Origin of the sequence: Mesorhizobium helmanticense, assembly GCF_003034915.1 — a bacterium.
Classification (GTDB): Bacteria; Pseudomonadota; Alphaproteobacteria; order Rhizobiales; family Rhizobiaceae; genus Mesorhizobium; species Mesorhizobium helmanticense.
This window is the reverse complement of record NZ_PZJX01000057.1, coordinates 54,206-68,405: the sequence shown is the minus strand read 5'-3', so window position 1 is coordinate 68,405 and position 14,200 is coordinate 54,206. Positions and strand designations below refer to the sequence as shown.

Annotated in this window: 13 protein-coding genes; 7 read left to right on the top strand and 6 right to left on the bottom strand. The window is 64.3% G+C overall.

The annotated features are described in order from the left end of the window. Positions 1-486 precede the first annotated feature (486 nt). From C9427_RS29535 to C9427_RS33915, 7 genes are all read left to right on the top strand, one after another. Positions 487-1,515, top strand: a complete 1,029-nt coding sequence (locus C9427_RS29535) for a thiamine pyrophosphate-dependent dehydrogenase E1 component subunit alpha (RefSeq protein WP_107652559.1) — start codon at positions 487-489, stop codon at positions 1,513-1,515. Then, entirely contained in the window at positions 1,503-2,492 is a 990-nt protein-coding gene (locus C9427_RS29530; protein WP_107652558.1) for an alpha-ketoacid dehydrogenase subunit beta, read from the top strand. The genes C9427_RS29535 and C9427_RS29530 overlap by 13 nt, the downstream gene beginning before the upstream one ends. Then, positions 2,489-3,835, top strand: coding sequence for a dihydrolipoamide acetyltransferase family protein (locus tag C9427_RS29525; protein ID WP_107652557.1), 1,347 nt, complete (start codon positions 2,489-2,491; stop codon positions 3,833-3,835). The genes C9427_RS29530 and C9427_RS29525 overlap by 4 nt, the downstream gene beginning before the upstream one ends. Before the next feature lie 38 nt (positions 3,836-3,873). Continuing rightward, a complete protein-coding gene (locus tag C9427_RS29520) occupies positions 3,874-5,127 on the top strand; it encodes a M24 family metallopeptidase (RefSeq protein ID WP_107652556.1) in 1,254 nt (417 codons plus the stop codon). Positions 5,128-5,147: 20 nt separating this feature from the next. After that, entirely contained in the window at positions 5,148-6,329 is a 1,182-nt protein-coding gene (locus C9427_RS29515) for a CobW family GTP-binding protein (protein ID WP_107652555.1), read from the top strand. 49 nt (positions 6,330-6,378) lie between these two features. After that, a complete protein-coding gene (locus tag C9427_RS29510) occupies positions 6,379-7,266 on the top strand; it encodes an NAD(P)-dependent oxidoreductase (RefSeq protein ID WP_107652554.1) in 888 nt (295 codons plus the stop codon). Between the two features lie 114 nt (positions 7,267-7,380). Beyond that, complete coding sequence (locus C9427_RS33915; protein ID WP_146172610.1) at positions 7,381-7,545, top strand: antitoxin PaaA2 family protein; 165 nt, start codon at positions 7,381-7,383, stop codon at positions 7,543-7,545. Between the two features lie 34 nt (positions 7,546-7,579). Here the strand turns inward: C9427_RS33915 and C9427_RS29505 are convergent, their stop codons facing one another. The 6 genes from C9427_RS29505 to C9427_RS29480 all read right to left on the bottom strand — a co-directional run bounded on the left by C9427_RS29505 (position 7,580) and on the right by C9427_RS29480 (position 14,037). Next, positions 7,580-8,383 carry an SDR family NAD(P)-dependent oxidoreductase gene (locus tag C9427_RS29505; RefSeq protein ID WP_167434530.1) on the bottom strand — a complete coding sequence of 268 codons (804 nt, stop codon included), beginning with the start codon at positions 8,381-8,383 and terminating at the stop codon, positions 7,580-7,582. Between the two features lie 67 nt (positions 8,384-8,450). Continuing rightward, positions 8,451-9,467: an ABC transporter permease gene (locus C9427_RS29500; protein WP_107652552.1), complete on the bottom strand. Its 1,017-nt coding sequence runs from the start codon at positions 9,465-9,467 to the stop codon at positions 8,451-8,453. Position 9,468: 1 nt separating this feature from the next. Further along, a complete protein-coding gene (locus C9427_RS29495) occupies positions 9,469-10,977 on the bottom strand; it encodes a sugar ABC transporter ATP-binding protein (protein ID WP_107652551.1) in 1,509 nt (502 codons plus the stop codon). Positions 10,978-11,064: 87 nt separating this feature from the next. After that, a complete protein-coding gene (locus C9427_RS29490) occupies positions 11,065-12,099 on the bottom strand; it encodes a sugar ABC transporter substrate-binding protein (RefSeq protein WP_167434529.1) in 1,035 nt (344 codons plus the stop codon). 235 nt (positions 12,100-12,334) lie between these two features. Beyond that, a complete protein-coding gene (locus tag C9427_RS29485) occupies positions 12,335-13,135 on the bottom strand; it encodes an SDR family NAD(P)-dependent oxidoreductase (protein WP_107652549.1) in 801 nt (266 codons plus the stop codon). Positions 13,136-13,164: 29 nt separating this feature from the next. Next, entirely contained in the window at positions 13,165-14,037 is an 873-nt protein-coding gene (locus tag C9427_RS29480; protein WP_107652548.1) for a sugar phosphate isomerase/epimerase family protein, read from the bottom strand. Between the last annotated feature and the right edge of the window lie 163 nt (positions 14,038-14,200).

The following is a 14,200-nucleotide window of genomic DNA, read 5'->3' as shown; positions in this document are numbered from 1 at the left end:
TCCCATCGGCAAAAGCGACGCGCTTGCGCGAGCGCATCGTCAAAACGGCATGAACCCAATCGTCTGCGCCGCATGCGCATCGCGCTTTTTCGCGGCTCGTTTCCCTTTCGCAATGCGCCGAAACGCCGGCACGTCAACAATGGCCCTGGCACCCAGGAAATCCTCGCCGGGCAAAGCCGCGCAAGGCGCTTTCCGCGGCGCCGGGCAGTTCCAATATCGTTCTCATGGAGCAATTGTTGCGACGGATCACCCGGCCGATGCCGGAGGCCGACGCCTGCTCCTCCCAGTTCAGATGCTAGCACCGTGGGCCGGCACTGCCCACACACATTTTCTCAAAATGAGAATCCTTTGGGGCAGAATGCGAGCCCGGAGACGGGCATGCATTCAAGCCAGGTGTAACCAAGAGATTGTTCAATATGAGAATAATGCCCCATGCCCGGTCCGAACGATTTTGGCATGGTCTGGCATCTAGGGTGGAACCATAACATGCGAGAGAAACAGAAAGGGTCCCGCGCCGCGGGCCTGCCAAACGACGATATCGGCCCCGATATCCGTCTCGAGCTCTATCGGCTCCAGGTCGAGATCCGCGACTGCGAAAAGAGAGCCAACGACCTCTTTTTCCAGAACCTGATCAAGGGCACGAGCCATCTCTCGCTTGGTCAGGAGGGGATTGCGGCTGGCGTCGCGGTGGCGATGCAGCCGGGCGATAAATCCTTCTGCACCTATCGCGGCCACGCGCACACGCTGGCGCGCGGCGTGCCGATGGAGAAGGTGCTTGGCGAGCTGATGCTGCGCGACAATGGCCTGATGCGCGGCAAGGGCGGCTCGATGCATCTCACCTCCGTCGAACACGGCGTCATGGGTTCCTACGCCATCATCGGCGCGCATCTGCCGATTGCCTGCGGCTCGGCCTGGCGGGCGCAATATCTCGGCCAGACGGACGTCTCCGTCTGCTTCTTCGGCGACGGGACGACCAATATCGGCGCCTTCCACGAGGCGTTGAACTTCGCCGCCATCTGGAAATTGCCGGTCGTCTTCATCTGCGAGAACAACCTCTACATGGAGTACACGCCGATCGCCGACGTGACGGCGGTCGAGCATCCCGCCGCCGACAGGGCCTCGGCTTACGGTCTGGAGCGGATCGTCATCGACGGCAACGATGCCGATATCGTCTATCGCACCGCGCAGGCCGCCTTTGCCAAGGCGCGCAAGGGCGACGGTCCCTCGCTGATCGAATGCATGACCTATCGGCATTCAGGCCATTCGCGCGCCGACCCGGCCAAGTATCGTCCGGAGGGCGAGCTCGAGAAATGGCTTGAGCGCGACCCGATCAAGATCTACCGCGAGCGCCTGAAGGAATTCGGCATCTCCGACGCGCAGGTCGCCGCGATCGACGCCGAGAGCAAGCGCAAGGTCGATGCCGCCACCGAGGTCTGCAAGGCCTCGCCGCCGGCGCCTGTCGAACTGCTCACCACCGATGTTTATGCCGACGGAGGTTGGTCATGGCGGAACTGACCTATCGCGACGCGGTTGCCCGCGGCATTGCCCAGGAGATGGAGCGCGACAACAACGTTGTCTTCCTCGGCGAGGATGTCGCCAAGGCTGGCGGCGTGTTCAAGTCGACGGTCGGGCTTTATGAGAAGTTCGGGCCGCTCAGGGTGCGCGACACGCCGATCTCCGAACAGGCGATCCTCGGTGCCGCGATGGGCGCGGCGATGACCGGCTTGCGGCCGATCGCCGAGATCATGTTCGCCGATTTCGCCGCGGTCTGCTTCGACTATATCGCCAACGAGTTCCCCAAGCTGCGCTACATGACCAACGGCCAGCTCGGCTGCCCTCTGGTGGTGCGCACCGGCAATGGCGGCGGCGCGCGCTTCGGCGCCCAGCATTCGCAATCGATCGAGAACTGGACGATGATGATCCCCGGCCTCAAGGTCGTGGCGCCGTCTTCGCCCATCGACGTCATCGGCCTGATGGCCGCGGCGGTTCGCGACGACAATCCGGTCATCTTCCACGAGCACAAGTCGCTCTACGCCGTGAAGGGCGAGGTGCCCGACGGCGAGATCCTCGACACGCTCGGCACCGCCAGGATCCTGCGTCCCGGCAAGGACGCCACCATCCTGGCGCTGGCCCTGATGGTGCCGCGCGCGCTTGCCGCCGCCGAGACGCTTGCCGCAGAGCACGGCATCGACTGCGAGGTCATCGACGTGCGCTCGCTGGTGCCGCTCGACACCAACACCATCCTGAATTCCGTTGCCAGGACCGGCCACCTGTTCACCGTCGAGGAGAATCCGCGCCTGTGCGGCTGGGGCGCCGAGATCGCCTCGATCGTCGCCGACGAGGCGTTCTGGGATCTCGACGGCCCGATCGTGCGCATCACCACGCCGCATATCCCGCTGCCGGCCGCCGATCATCTCGAGGACCTGGCGCTGCCCAACGCGCCGCGCATCGTCGACAAGATCGCCAGGGTCATGAACGGATCGGTGCGATGAGCGCGGACGTCCTCATGCCGCAACTCGGCGAGACAGTCGCTGAAGGCAAGATCCTCGCCTGGTTCAAGCAGGAGGGCGACGAGGTCAAGGAGGGCGACAACCTCTTCGAGATCGAGACCGACAAGGTGACGATGGAGGTCCAGTCGACCGTTGCCGGGCGGCTCGGCGAGATCAGGGTCAAGTCGGGCGAAATCGCCAAGGTCGGCGCCGTGGTCGCCGTCATCGGCGGTGCGGCGACACCTGCCGCACGATCCGAACCGGCCCCATCGGAGCTCGCCAAACCCGCGCCTGCCAGCGCTCCCGCGGTTGCACCTGCTTCGGTACAGATTGCCTCGATCAATGGCTCCGGCCATGCCGCGCCTGCCAAACCGCGCTCGCCGTTTGAGGAAGTGTCGACGCCGATCGAATCCTTCGGGCCGGCTAAGGGTCCGTCCGGCATCAGGGTGACGCCGCTGGCACGCCGGCTGATCGCGCAGAACGGCCTCGACACCGAGGCGATCGCCCGCACTGTCGCCGCCTCGGGCGCCACCAAGATCGGCGAGAAGGATGTCCGCGCCGCCCTTGCCGCGCCACGATCCCAGCTGCAAAGCCCGGCGACCCCGGCAGCGTTGCAAGCCACCAGGCCGGCAATGCCGGGCAGCGTTGTGACACTGAACACCATCCGCAAACGCACCGGCGAGCGGCTCGCCGAGAACTGGCGCACCATCCCGCATGTCTTCCAGGCCATCGAAGTCGATTTCACCGGCGTTGAAGCGGTGCGTTCGAAGCGCAAGGAGAAGTTCAAGAGCGATTTCGGCCTGTCCCTGACCTATCTGCCCTTCATCGCCCGCGCCACCTGCCTGGCGCTGCGCGATTTTCCCGAGGTCAACGCGCAGCTCGACGGCGGCACGCTGGTGCTGGCGTCCGAAATCAATCTCGGCATTGCCGTCGACCTCTCGCACAACGGGCTGGTCGTGCCGGTGGTCCGCAACGCCGACGACTTGACGCTGCCTGGTCTGGCGCGCGCCATCGGCCGCCAGGTCGACAAGGCGCGCACCGGCAAGCTGACCGGCGACGATTTTTCCGGCGGCACCTATTCGATCTCGAACAATGGCGCGTTCGGTACGGCCTTCACGGCGGCGATCATCAATGCACCGCAGGTCGCCATATTGTCGACCGATGCAATCCGCCTGCGCGCGAGTGTGGTGGAGACGCCGCAAGGGGCGTTCGTTGCGCCCAGACTGACCGGCATGGTCGGCCAGAGTTTCGACCACCGTGCCTTCGACGGCGCCTATTCGGCGGCTTTCCTGTCGCGGCTGAAGGCCGTGCTCGAAGAGCGCGATTGGGGCGCGGAATTTGGATAATGAGACCCATCCAAGGTGATGGCGGAGGAGCATAATCAATGAAATACAACAGTCCCTATTCCACGGCCGCATGGGGCCAGATGGCGAAGGATTGGGAGCAGGGCGTCGATTACAGCCGGCTCTCGAAAGAGCGCCTGGCGCGCGCCCAGCGCGCGATACGCCATGCCGGCCTTGGCGCCGTGCTGTGCTTCAACTTCGACAATATCCGCTATGTCACCGCCACCCATATCGGCGAGTGGGCGCGCGACAAGTTCATCCGCTACGCGCTTTGTCCGGTCGAGGGTTCGCCCTTCCTGTGGGATCCGGCGCCACCGGCCAAGCGCATCTCCTCGCCCTGGATCGCCGACAATGTCGCCGCACCCGTCACCACCATGCAGGGCGCCATCCCGCCGCATATGAACGTGCAGCGCGACTTCGCCCGGCAGATCAAGAAAGCGCTTGTCCATTACGGCATCGAGAAGGAGCCGCTCGGCATCGACCTGATGGAGCTCGGCATGCTGCGGGCACTCGAGGCCGAAGGCATCGAGGTGGTCGACGGCCAGCAGGCTCTGCTCGACGCCCGCGAGATCAAGACCGCCGACGAGATCGAACTGCTCAAGGTGGCGGCATCGATGGTCGACGCGACCTATGTCGACATCGCTCGCGCCATCCGTCCCGGCACCAGGGAGAACGAACTCGTCGCCATCGCCAACGACCGGCTGTTTCGCATGGGGTCGGAGCGGGTCGAATGCGTGAACTCGGTGTCCGGCTCGCGCGGGCGACCGCATTCGCACACTTTCTCCGACCGCATGATCCAGCCCGGCGACATGATCTTCCTGGACATCATGCATTCCTACAATGGCTATCGCACCTGCTACTATCGCACCTTCATCTGCGGCGAGCCGAACAAGCATCAGGTCGACGCCTATGAGGCGGCTTCGAAATGGCTCAGCGCCTCGATCGACATGATCCGACCGGGCATCACGCCGGACGAGGTCGCGGCGGTCTGGCCCGATGCAAAGGATTTCGGCTATCGCGACGAGGCGGAAGCCTTTCTATTGCAATATGGCCACGGCGTTGGCCTGTCGCTGTGGGAACGTCCGATCTTCTCCAAGCGTTTCCGTGGCCAGAATACGCCGCTGCGCGAAGGCATGGTCTTTGCGCTGGAGACGTGGAAGGGTGCCGAGGACGGCACCGGCGCTGCCCGGATCGAGGAAGAGGTGGTCGTCACCAAGGACGGCTGCGAGATCATCACCAACTTCCCGTCCGACCGGCTGATTTCCTGTGGCCTGCCCGGCTGCGAAGTGTTTTGAGGTAACGATTGGGGCGTCAGATGAGGACCGAGCCGAAAACTCCCGCCGCGCGCGGCTCGGGCCGCATTCCGGTCACGCTCGTCACCGGCTTTCTCGGCAGCGGCAAGACGACGCTGATCAATGCCGCCCTGCGGGCGCCGCAGATGGCGCGCACGGTGGTGGTGGTCAACGAGTTTGGCGAGGTCGGCCTCGATCACCAGCTCTTTGCCTCGAGCAGCGATTCCGTCGTCGTGCTGGAGAATGGCTGCCTTTGCTGCACGGTGCGTAGCGATCTGGTTGGCACGCTCAATACGCTGTTTCATGACCGCGAGGCCGGCCGCATTCCGGCCTTCGAGAATGTCGTCATCGAGAGTTCGGGCCTGGCCGAGCCGGGCGCGGTGCTGCAGGCCTTCCTGTCGGAGCCGACGCTCGACGGGCTCTACCGCGTCGCTTCTGTCGTCACGCTGGTCGATGCCGTCAACTGGCGCGATACATCGGAGCGGCATGACGAGGCGCTGCGCCAGGTCGCCTTCGCCGACCAGATCCTGCTGACCAAGCTCGACCTCGCCAAGCGGGCGAACGCCGAGGCCTTGGTGCGCCGCGACATCGCCGACCTCAATCCGGGTGCCGAGATCGGCATCGTCGACTGGACGCCGGGACCGATCGCCGCGATGCTGACCGCCCCCGGCTTCGACGCCGCCGACGCCAAGGCCGATCCGAGGCCATGGCTGCGGCTTACCGGTGACGACAAGCACGGCGCGGATGATCACGACGAGCATGACCACGCGCATCACGACCACGACCACGCCGGCGATCACGATCACCACGAGCCGCACTATCATCTGCGCGGCAAGGGCATAGAGAGCTTCGTTCTGCTGCGCGAAAATCCCTTGTCGCGCGACGAGCTCCAGTTCCTGCTCGACGGCATCAGCCAGAATCTCGGACCGAGCCTGCTGCGCGTGAAGGGGCTGGTCAACATCGCCGAGGAGCCGGGACAGCCGGCGGTCATCCAGGGCGCCCAGCATCTGCTGCACACCATGACCTGGCTCGAAAAATGGCCCGACGACGACAGGCGCACGCGCATCGTCTTCATCACCCAGGGCATTGCCGGCGAGGAACTGCGCGAGATGATCTACCTTCTCGACCGTGTCAGCCAACGCACCTTCAAGGCCCGCGAGCGCGGCAGCCGCTTGCGCCAGTCTTCGCCTGGCGGGAGAAATTAGAGCCGGCGCACGAAGACGGCGCGGCGCGACGAACCAGCGAGGAACAGCCATGAGAATCGGGTGGATCGGCCTCGGCAAGATGGGCCTGCCCATGTCGCGGCGTCTGCACGAGGCGGGCCATACGATTACCGCCTATGCCCGCAACGATGCCGGCCGCAAGCGCGCCACGGACAATGGCTATCAGCACGTCTCGGCGATGAGTGCACTTGCCGAGAATGCGGATATCGTCTTCACCGCGATTTCGGACGACGCGGCGCTGCTCGAAATCGCCGTTGGCGACGACGCGCTGGCGGCGCAGCTGCGCGCGGGACAGAGCTGGATCGACACCAGCACTGTTTCGCCATCGGCGTCGAACCTGGTGGCAAAGCGGCTGGAAGCCCGCAACGTCTCCTATCTGCGCGCGCCGATCTCCGGCTCCACCGCGCTTGCCGCGGCCGGCACGCTGACGACGATGGTTTCCGGGCCGCGCGCCGATTTCGAGCGCCTGCAGCCGCTGCTTGAGGCCTACACACGCAGGCAGTTCTATCTCGGCGACGGCGAGCAGTCGCGTTACATGAAGCTCGCCGTCAACGCCATGGTCGGCGCGACGGCGGCGCTCCTGGCCGAGTCGCTCGCCTTCAGCGGCAAGGGCGGCATCGAGCTCGAAGCGGCGATGGAGGTCATCTGCGATAGTGCCGTCACCTCGCCGCTCATCCAGTACAAGCGCGCCATGATCGTCGAAGGCAAATACGAGCCGGCCTTCGCGGTGTCACAGATCATGAAGGACCTCGACATCCTGCTCGATGTCGGCCGAGGGAACCACGCGCCGCAACCGCTCGCCGCCCAGATCAGGCAGCAGTTCGAAAGCGCCTATCTGCACGGCCATGGCGAGCGCGACCTGTTCGTGCTGGTCAAGGAGATGGCGGAATTGGCCGGAATAGGGAAAGAGCCGGCCTGAAGCGCCGGCGTTGAAGTTCCCCGCAAGTGGGGAGATCGGATGTCATGTAGGCCTTCGCAAACTCCACAAACACAAGCCGTTCATGATATGAAGGGGGGAATGAGAGATCTTGGAATGCGAATCAGCAAGCCCGCCAGTGAAGTAAACACTGTGTTGCGCGCCAAGGTCCAGGCATCGTTGGACGATCCTCGTCCAAACCTGTCAGCCGAAGAGGCTGAAGTGGAGATGGCTCGTTTCATGGAAAACGAGAGCAAAGCCGCTCGCAGTGCAACGCGCTAAAGTCGCCTATACCCAACCACCAGCCAGACAATCATCAATCGATCGATGCCCCTTCCGCGCCGGTACGGAAATCGAAGCTGGTCGACAGCCCGCCATCGGCCATCAGGTCGGCGCCGATGAAGGCGCCTGACTGGTCGGACAAGAGATAGGCGACCGATAGCGCGACCTGCTTCGGGTCGAGGATGCTGCCGCCGGGTTGGCGGTTGGCGCGCGTTGCCAGAAACTTCTGGCTGTCGGCGGCCGACTCCAGATGGCGTTTGAACAGGCCGGCCATCATCGGGCCGGGGCTGAGCACATTGACACGGATGCCCTGACGCGCATGGTCCATGGCGACGGTACGGGCCAGCGCCCGGGCGGCGGCCTTGGAGGCCGAATAGGCGGCGAGCTGCTGTTCGGCGAAGGTCGCCGAGACGCTGCCGACGACGACGATCGGCCCGCCGCCATTGTCGATCATGCGCGGCAGCAGCGCCTTGATCGCCATCGCCGTGCCGACGACATTGACGTCCAGCGTGCGCGCCAGCATCTCCTTGCTCGTCTCGATGATGGTGCCGACATCGAGGATCGCCGCGGCCGTGACGAGACCGAGCGATGTGGTGCCGGATTTCTTGAGCTCCGCCTCCACTGCTTGCCAGGTCTCCTCGTCGGAAACATTGCCCGCCACATGCTTGTAGTCAGCCTCGCCGGAAAGGTCGGCGACAGCCGCCGCCCGGTCGACACCGATCGTGGTGACGCCGGCGTCGAGCAGCAATCGGCACAGCTCATAGCCGAGCCCCGATGCGGCTCCGGTGACGACGACCGTCTGCGGCAAGGTGAGGGCGAGGGTGGGTCTTGAGGCCATCGAAACTGTTCCTTGTCGAAGAGGGACTCGCCTACGGCAGCGTTCTGCCCAGGCGACCACTGTGGCTTCAGGCGCGCGGCGTCTCGCCGCTGAGCCGGGTGATGATGAGCGCGAGCAGGATGATGGCGCCGTAGCAGGCATCGATCCAGAACGCCGCCACCTGCGAGAGCGTCAGCACATTCTGCAGCAGGCCAAGCAGAAGCACGCCGGTCAGCGCGCCGATGATGCGGCCCTGGCCGCCATTGAGGCTGATGCCGCCGATCACCGATGCGGCAAAGACGTAGAAGATCATGTTCTGCCCCTGGCTCGACACCACGGAGGCGATGCGGCCGGTCAACAGCAGGCCGGCAAGCGAGGCGAGCAGGCTTCCCATGATGAAGACGCCGAGCGTGATGCGCTCGACCGGAATACCGGCGACGCGCGCCGCCTCCGGATTGCCGCCGATGGCGTAGATCGCGCGGCCGATGCGATGATAGCGCATCATCAGCCCGAAGAAGAGGAACAAAAGCCCGGCGATCCAGATCGAGGCGGGAATGCCCAGCCATTTCGCATTGCCGAGATAGAGGAACTCTTCCGGCAGGTCGAACAGAGTCTGGCCGTTGGTGATGCCGAGCGTGATGCCGCGTAAAAGGATCAGCATCGCCAGTGTCGTGATGAAGGCGTTGAGCCGGAGCTTGACCACCAGCAGCCCGTTGATCAGCCCGATCAGCAGGCCGGTGGCGAGCACGACGGCAATGCCGGCATAACCGCTGATGCCGATGCCGGAGCCGCCGATCGACACGTCGGAGATCATCAGCCAGGCGGCGAACATCGGCGCGATGCCGACGGTCGATTCCAGCGAGAGGTCGAATTTCCCGCAAATCAGGATCAGCGACTGCGCGATCACCAGGATCGACAGTTCGGAGGATTGCTGCAGGATATTGAGCAGGTTCTCCGGCATCAGGAAGGACGAGCTGACGAAGCTGCCGATCACGATGACGACGGCGATGACCGGGATCAGCACCAGTTCGCGCAGCCTGAAACGGGCAAACAGGCTCTGGCTCGGGCGGGCGATGGCGGCTTTTTCGAGGGAAATATTCGTCATCTCAGTACAGTCCTTCGATTGCCGCGACGACGTCCTGGTCGTTCCAGCCCCTGGCGAAGCTGCGCGTCAGGCGGCCGCGGAAGATCACCTCGACCCGGTCGCAGATTGCCAGTTCGTCGAGATCGTCCGACACGACGAGAACGGCCATGCCGCGATCCCTGGCGGCATTGATGATGCGGTACAGCGCGTCCTTCGAGGCGATGTCGACGCCTTGCGTCGGCGCCGCCAGCACCAGCACCTTCGGGTCCGAGGCGAGCGCGCGGCCGACCATGGCTTTCTGCTGGTTGCCGCCGGAGAGCTCACCGATCGGCTGCGAGCCCGAGGTCGCGACGATGCCGAGTTCGGCGATCTGCCGGTCGACCATGTCGGACTGCCGGCTGGTCGAGACGAAGCCGAACGGCCCGAGTTTCGGCAGCACGGTCGTCGTCAGATTGTCGCCGATCGACATCAGCGGGAACAGGCCGCTGACATGCCGGTCGCGCGCGACATAGCCGACACCGGCCGTGCGCATTGCGCCGACATCGCCGAGCGGCGTCCTTGTGCCATGGATGGCGATCGTGCCGGCATCCGGAGTGAGCAGGCCGGCGACGGCCTCGGCGATCCTGTCCTTGCCCGAGCCGGCGAGCCCTGCCAGCCCGACGCATTCGCCGCAATGGACGCTGAGGTTAATGTCTTCCAGGCTGTCCTTCAGGGTGAGGCCGCCGATGTCGAGGCCTGCTGTCATCTGCGCCTTGCTCGTGGAACCGCCGCTCTTCCTGCCTGCGCCGGATGCCGCGAAATCGCCGACCATGGCTGCGACCAGCCGGTCCTTGGGCAGGTCGTCGAGCCTGGCGTTGGCAACGACGCGGCCGTCGCGCATCACCGTCACCGTGCGGCAGATCTCGTAGATCTCTTCCAGATGATGCGAGATGTAGAGGAAGGTGACGCCTTGCTCCTGCAGTCCGCGGATGCGCTCGAACAGGCGATTGACCTCGCGCCGTTCGAGCTCGGCGGTCGGCTCGTCGAGGATGATGAAACGACTTCCCTGCAACAGGGCGCGCGCGATCTCGACGATCTGGCGCTGTTCGACGGTCAGCCGCCAGGCATCTAGATCGGGCGCGACGTCGAGGCCCCAATCGTCGAGCACGGCGATGGATTCCTCGCGCAGCCGGCGCCAGTCGACTAACCCCAGACCGTTTCGCGGCTGGTTGTTCAGGAACAGGTTTTCCGCTACCGTCAGGTGTGGGATGACCATCCAGCGCTGGTAGACGCACGCCACCCGCTCGCGCCAGCCTTGCCGGTCGCCGAGCGATGGCGCGGGCTTGCCGCCGAGCCGGATTTCACCGGCATTGGCGCCATAGAGGCCGGTCAGCAGCCCGACCAGCGTCGATTTGCCGGCGCCGTTGCGGCCGACCAAGGCGCGCGCGTCGCCGACCGGGATCGAAATCCCGACATCGTGCAGCACTTCGATCGGACCGAAGCGCTTATTGATGCCATGCGCTTCGGCTGCATAGGTTTCGACGGCGCTCATCGGTCGGTTCCGGGCATTCCTGAGTCAGTCAGAAGCGATCGTGAGGCGCGGACGTCCAACTTCTGTGGACGTCCGCACATCGCAAGATCATTTTTCCGTCTGGTTGCCCCACAGCGACGGATCGCTGGCATTGGCCTTGGTGACGACGGTAGCCGGCAGATAGTCCATCAGATTGTCGCCGACCGGCACGATCTCGCTGTTATGGTCCGTCGGGCCGGCGGCGAAGGTCTTTCCCTCCGCGGCCGCCTTGGCATAGAAGGCGCCATATTTGGCATAGAGGTCGAGCGGCTGCGCGACCGCCACGTCGAGCAGATCCTCGCGGATCTTCTCCAGCGCGTAGGGCGTGCCGTCGACGGTCGCCAGGAAGATGTGGTTCGGCTCGCCGACCTTCGTCAGCTTGCCGGCGCTCTTCAAGACGTTGAGCACGCCGGCGAGCATCACAGAGTCGCTCTGCATGTAGATCGCCGTGAGATCGGGCGTCGTGGTGACCACGGTCTGCGCCGCCGACGTCGCCTTGTCGGTCTTCCAGTATGTCGGCTGCTCGATGATGGTCACATCGGGGTATTTCGCCTTCATGCATTCGTTAAAGCCGGTCGTGCGGTCGCGGCCGTTGGTGGTCGCCTGGTCGCCCATCAGCGAAAGCACCTTGCCCTTGCCGCCGATGGCAGCGCCCAATGCCTCGCAGGCCTTGGCGCCAATGCCCTTGTTGTCGGCGCGCACGATCATCGCCGACTTGCCCTTGGCAGGCGCGATGTCGATCAGCACCGTCGGCACGTTCTTCGACGCCGCGAATTCCAGCACCGGCACGATGGCCTGGCTGTCGGTCGGATTGACGATCAGCACCTTGGCGCCGGCCGAGATCAGGTTGCGGATGTCGGTCGCCTGCTTGCCGGCATCGCCATTGGCATTGGTTGCCGGCATGGCCTCCATCCCAGCATCCTTGACCGCCTTCAGCGTCTGGTTGGCCATGATCGCCTGAAACGGATCGGTCAGGAACGGTGCGGAATAGCCGAGCTTGATGCTTTCGGCATTGGCCGGCATCAGCATCGTTGCCATGGCGCCCGATAGGATCATTGCAGCCACGCCGGAGCGGCGCGGTTTCGTCTTGAACACGCTTTGCATTTTCATTCCTCCCAATCATCGGCGCCGACCTCTTCCCTCGGCGCCAATGTCAGGACAGTGTTCGCTGGCGTCCCCAGCGTTTCAACACGCAAGAATATCATTTTGATAGAATGGCGGGTCGGGCGCTTAGCGGGCCTTCATAAGCCGGCAAAGCGCGCGCGCCGGCTCAGCCGTTGCGCATGATCCCGGAAGCCGAAGGATCATGCGCAAATCTGGAAGCACCGTGGTTGGCGGATCAGATGATGCTGCGGATCGAGCCTCCATCGACGCCCCAGACAGCGGAGGTGACGAAGGAGGCAAGGTCGGAGGCCAGGAAGACGACGACATTGGCGACCTCCTCCGGCTCGCCGAGACGCCCGAGCGGCAGTTGCCGCAAGCTCATCTCATGCTCCACGGCCTGCTTCGGCGGCATGTTGTGGAACTTGCCCATTGTTTCGGCGAAGCCGCCCGGTTTCGACCAAAACGGCGTCCAGATCGGCCCTGGCGCAACCGCGTTGACCCGGATTTTCGGCGCTTCGGCCCGCGCCAGGCCTTTGGTCAGCGCCAGCACGGCGGATTTGGACGCACTGTAGTCGACCGGTACCGGCTCCGGCTGGCGGGCGAGATCGGAGGCGTTGTTGATGATGACGCCGCCCTTCTGCCGCAGGATCGGCAGCGCCACGCGCGTCGCCCTGACATAGCTCATGAAATTGAGCTGGAAGGTCTTGTCCCATTCCTCGTCGGTAAGCTGGTCGAAGGTCCGCACCGCGCCCGAACCGACATTGTTGACGAGAACGTCGAGCGAGCCGCCGAACGGCTTCAGCGCCTCGCCCATCGCGCCGATGACACCGTCGCCGATGCTGAGGTCGCCGATGCCGGCGCTGGCCTTGGCGCCGAGCGCCTTGATTTCGGCGATCACCGCATCGACCCCGGCGCGGTCGATGTCGACCAGCGCGACCTGGGCGCCTTCCTTGGCGAAGGCGAGCGCGGTGGCGCGGCCGATGCCGAGCGCCGCACCGGTGATCAGCACGGTTTTTCCAGCGAGATTGGTCTGCATTTTCTCTCTCCCGATCGTTTTTTGATTTATCAGCCGACGACTTTTTCAGCCGGTTCGAACATCGCCATCGTCGTGTCGTAGGAGCGCTTCGCCTGCTCTTTGAGCGGCAGCAGCCGATGCGTCTCGCTAAGCACCTCGACCGAGAAGAAATCGTCGAAGCCCGTCGCCTGGACCGCCCTGATGAAGGCGCGCGGGTCGAGCGCGCCTTCGCCGCACAGCAGGCGATGATGGAGCGTGTCTTCCCACAGCGTGCCGACGACCTCCGCCTTGGCGTCGTTGAGCTCGACCGATTTGAAATAGCTGGCCGGCAGCGCGCGAAGCTCGTCATAATCCATGCCGCCGCGCGCCACGTGCCAGATGTCGATGCACAGACCGCCATTGTCCTGGCCCGCCTGCCGCACCACTTCACGAGCCGTCTCCAGGTCGCGTATGTTGGTGAAGGGCAGCATCTCGATGGCGACATTGGTGTTGGCCGCCCTGGCGTCCTCGCAGACCTCGGCAAAGGCCGCCGCATAATGCGGAATGTCGATCGTCTCGGCATACATTTTGGGCGCGATCTTCAGGTCGCGCGCGCCAAGCACCGCCGCCGCCTCGAGCAGATCGTGCTTGACCCTGTCGGAGGCCGCTTTCTTCTCGCCGGTTTCGAACCAGTCGCCGAGGAATTCGACCTCGACATGGACGATGCCATTGTCGTCGAAGATCTGCTTGATGCCTTTGAGGCCGATCTTCACGGCATTCGCCATGATATCCTGGTAGACCAGGCCCATGCCGGTATAGCCGGCAGCCGAAGCGGCTTCGGCCCGCTCGCGCAAGGAGAAGGGACTGACTTCGCTCGGACCCATCGGGTATCGGTCACCGGAAATGGTCCAGTACGCCGCCAGCAGCTCCACCTTCTTGGCCATGCTATTTCCTCCTCAATGCTGCTGGGCAAAAGCCATTGCCCACCGGATCGTCCAAAGCCGACCCGTTCCTCCAGTCGGGCATCTTCCGTTTGGCTTTTTCGGATGCAACAGGAAGAATTATCAAATCGAGCATTCCGCCGGCGCCCCGCAGCAGAGGTCGCCC

What these genes read in the sequence shown, in the direction of transcription:
- C9427_RS29535 (WP_107652559.1), top strand. Translation starts at nt 487, where the DNA reads ATGCGAGAGAAACAGAAAGGGTCCCGCGCCGCGGGCCTGCCAAACGAC.
- C9427_RS29530 (WP_107652558.1), top strand. Translation starts at nt 1,503, where the DNA reads ATGGCGGAACTGACCTATCGCGACGCGGTTGCCCGCGGCATTGCCCAG.
- C9427_RS29525 (WP_107652557.1), top strand. Translation starts at nt 2,489, where the DNA reads ATGAGCGCGGACGTCCTCATGCCGCAACTCGGCGAGACAGTCGCTGAA.
- C9427_RS29520 (WP_107652556.1), top strand. Translation starts at nt 3,874, where the DNA reads ATGAAATACAACAGTCCCTATTCCACGGCCGCATGGGGCCAGATGGCG.
- C9427_RS29515 (WP_107652555.1), top strand. Translation starts at nt 5,148, where the DNA reads ATGAGGACCGAGCCGAAAACTCCCGCCGCGCGCGGCTCGGGCCGCATT.
- C9427_RS29510 (WP_107652554.1), top strand. Translation starts at nt 6,379, where the DNA reads ATGAGAATCGGGTGGATCGGCCTCGGCAAGATGGGCCTGCCCATGTCG.
- C9427_RS33915 (WP_146172610.1), top strand. Translation starts at nt 7,381, where the DNA reads ATGCGAATCAGCAAGCCCGCCAGTGAAGTAAACACTGTGTTGCGCGCC.
- C9427_RS29505 (WP_167434530.1), bottom strand. Translation starts at nt 8,383, where the DNA reads ATGGCCTCAAGACCCACCCTCGCCCTCACCTTGCCGCAGACGGTCGTC.
- C9427_RS29500 (WP_107652552.1), bottom strand. Translation starts at nt 9,467, where the DNA reads ATGACGAATATTTCCCTCGAAAAAGCCGCCATCGCCCGCCCGAGCCAG.
- C9427_RS29495 (WP_107652551.1), bottom strand. Translation starts at nt 10,977, where the DNA reads ATGAGCGCCGTCGAAACCTATGCAGCCGAAGCGCATGGCATCAATAAG.
- C9427_RS29490 (WP_167434529.1), bottom strand. Translation starts at nt 12,099, where the DNA reads ATGCAAAGCGTGTTCAAGACGAAACCGCGCCGCTCCGGCGTGGCTGCA.
- C9427_RS29485 (WP_107652549.1), bottom strand. Translation starts at nt 13,135, where the DNA reads ATGCAGACCAATCTCGCTGGAAAAACCGTGCTGATCACCGGTGCGGCG.
- C9427_RS29480 (WP_107652548.1), bottom strand. Translation starts at nt 14,037, where the DNA reads ATGGCCAAGAAGGTGGAGCTGCTGGCGGCGTACTGGACCATTTCCGGT.